At 41.2% G+C, this 2,115-nt stretch carries 1 protein-coding gene; it reads right to left on the reverse strand.

All coding sequences use genetic code 11. The annotated features are described in order from the left end of the window. Positions 1–142: 142 nt before the first annotated feature. A complete protein-coding gene (locus F6K49_RS43350; RefSeq protein ID WP_293107858.1) occupies positions 143–1,714 on the reverse strand; it encodes a GUN4 domain-containing protein in 1,572 nt (523 codons plus the stop codon). Positions 1,715–2,115 lie beyond the last annotated feature (401 nt).

Genomic DNA, 2,115 nt, shown 5'->3' on the forward strand with positions numbered 1-2,115 from the left:
TCATTATAGCAATTCTCAACTATCTGACTCCTCATCTCCCCATCTCCCCAGCTCCCCATCTCCCCATCTCCCCATCTCCCCATCTCCCCATCTCCCCACACTCCCGATTCCCGATTCCCGATTCCCGATTCCCGATTCCCGATTATTTTAATTGATCTATCAGGCTAATAAAACCATTAACACAAGCAAAAGCCCCTACACTCCACCCTTTCCAAGGATTGATAATATTAATAATTCCGGCGGCAGGAAAATGTCCTTTTGGTGCAGTAATATCGAAGGTTAAACTTGAGTAGAAAGACCAGTTATCGTTAACACGCCAACCTAAGCGATCGCAATAGTGACACCAGACGTGATAGTTGGGATTTTCACTACCTTCAATGGTTTCCCAAATCTGCTTTTGCACAGAGAATCCAAACCTACCGTGGCTGTGTTGGTGCCAAATTTTGTCTATTAATTGCAGAGTGTGAGGGTTTAATTTATTGATAGCTGCGATGGTCAACCAGCCTTCTTTTTGGCGTCCACTAATTTCAAGGAGTAATTTTGAGGTGGCTTTGTCTGCTTCTCGCCAATTTTGTGCGGAGAGGAAGGTAGCTAACTGCTCGTAAGTTACAAATTGTTCTATCTCGATATGGCTTGCAGTTTTTTCCTTGGAGATAATATCACTGGTTGTCTGGTGTGGCGAATGCTTGACAATTTTGCTGTTGCTGTGTTGAGTCGTGGGATTTACTACTGCTACGGTGGAATAGTGTTTGGTTGATATCTCAGCCTGGTTATGACCAAGGGGATTTACTAATGATGGCTGATGAGACGATTGCTTAAAGTTGCTTGTTGAGTAAAACTGATTGATATAAATACGTGGCAGGGCATCTATCCCGTCGGTGTCTGTAGCCACAACAGCTAAAACTTGAATCCACAGATTTTTAGCGGCTTCTAGTTCACCTTTGGTTTCTGCTTGTAATGCCGAGTTTTTGAGAGTGTTAATATCTTGCTTGGTGGCATGTTTGGCAATCAGAATCTGATTCACTTGTGATGATATCAGAGCTGGGGTTTGGTCTGCTTGATGATATTGTTGGACAAGGTGAGATACTCGATGGTGTAAATAGTTGTCTAATTTTGCGACAGTTGAGCATTGTCCTCTATCTCCTAATGCTTCCGTAAGAGCATAGGCAAATACACCGTATTTTAAAAAGGGAATATTATAGGACAATTGACTAGACGACTGGGCAAAAAATGTGGTAATATTATGATTAGTTAATTTGGCGTAATCAAGATATTCTAGAGGAAAGTCAGTTTTTATTTGTTGATAGAAAATATCTAACAATAAAATGGTATTACCACTACCACACTTGTTCAGGTATTTGGTAATTTCAGCAATGGAAATGGCAGTATTGTCGATATCATCAAGTTGGCCATCTACAGGCATTAAATAATTAGAGCCCTTATGGTTGATTCCATGGCCGCGAAAAAAGAACCAGAAATTGTCAGTTGGTTCCAGAAATGGCTCCATGGACAAATGGGCTATAAAATTTAAAAGGTTAGCCCGTGTGGGAATTATCCCTTGTTTAGTTGTATCGGTAAATACAAATACTCGCTCAAACCCTAACTCTTCCCTAAATAGCTTTTGTACTAACCACGCATCATTGCTGGCATAGTCTAATGGTTGTAGGAATTGGTATTCATTAATACCAATAGCGATCGCATAATTTTTGCTCATAAATAATTTAACTAATGGTATAGCAGTTGTCAATCTAGGTTTTAGGGAGTCGGGAGTCGGGAGTCGGGAGTCGGGAGTCGGAAGTTATTTTACTTGTATTCGACCACTTATGATAGCCTAGCTGATTGACATTACTATGTTGATATCGTAAATTAATTGACCCTATTATAAAACTTTGGATAGATAATAATATAGCGGTTTTGAATTCGGTCAGGGATTAGGCTTCAGGTTATAGCAATTCTCTTTCCCATGAGGTACAAAGGGATCCCCCTAAATCCCCCTTAAAAAGGGGGACTTTGAGAGTAAGATGCAGCCATTTTATTCACCCTGCTCCCTGCTCCCTGCTCCCGATTCCCGACTCCCGATTCCCGATTCCCGATTCCCTGTTCCCTGTTCCCTGT

The sequence above is a fragment of the Moorena sp. SIO3I6 genome, from assembly GCF_010672095.1.

Excerpts from the sequence above, each read along its gene's own strand:
- F6K49_RS43350 (WP_293107858.1), bottom strand. The coding sequence starts at position 1,714 with ATGAGCAAAAATTATGCGATCGCTATTGGTATTAATGAATACCAATTC.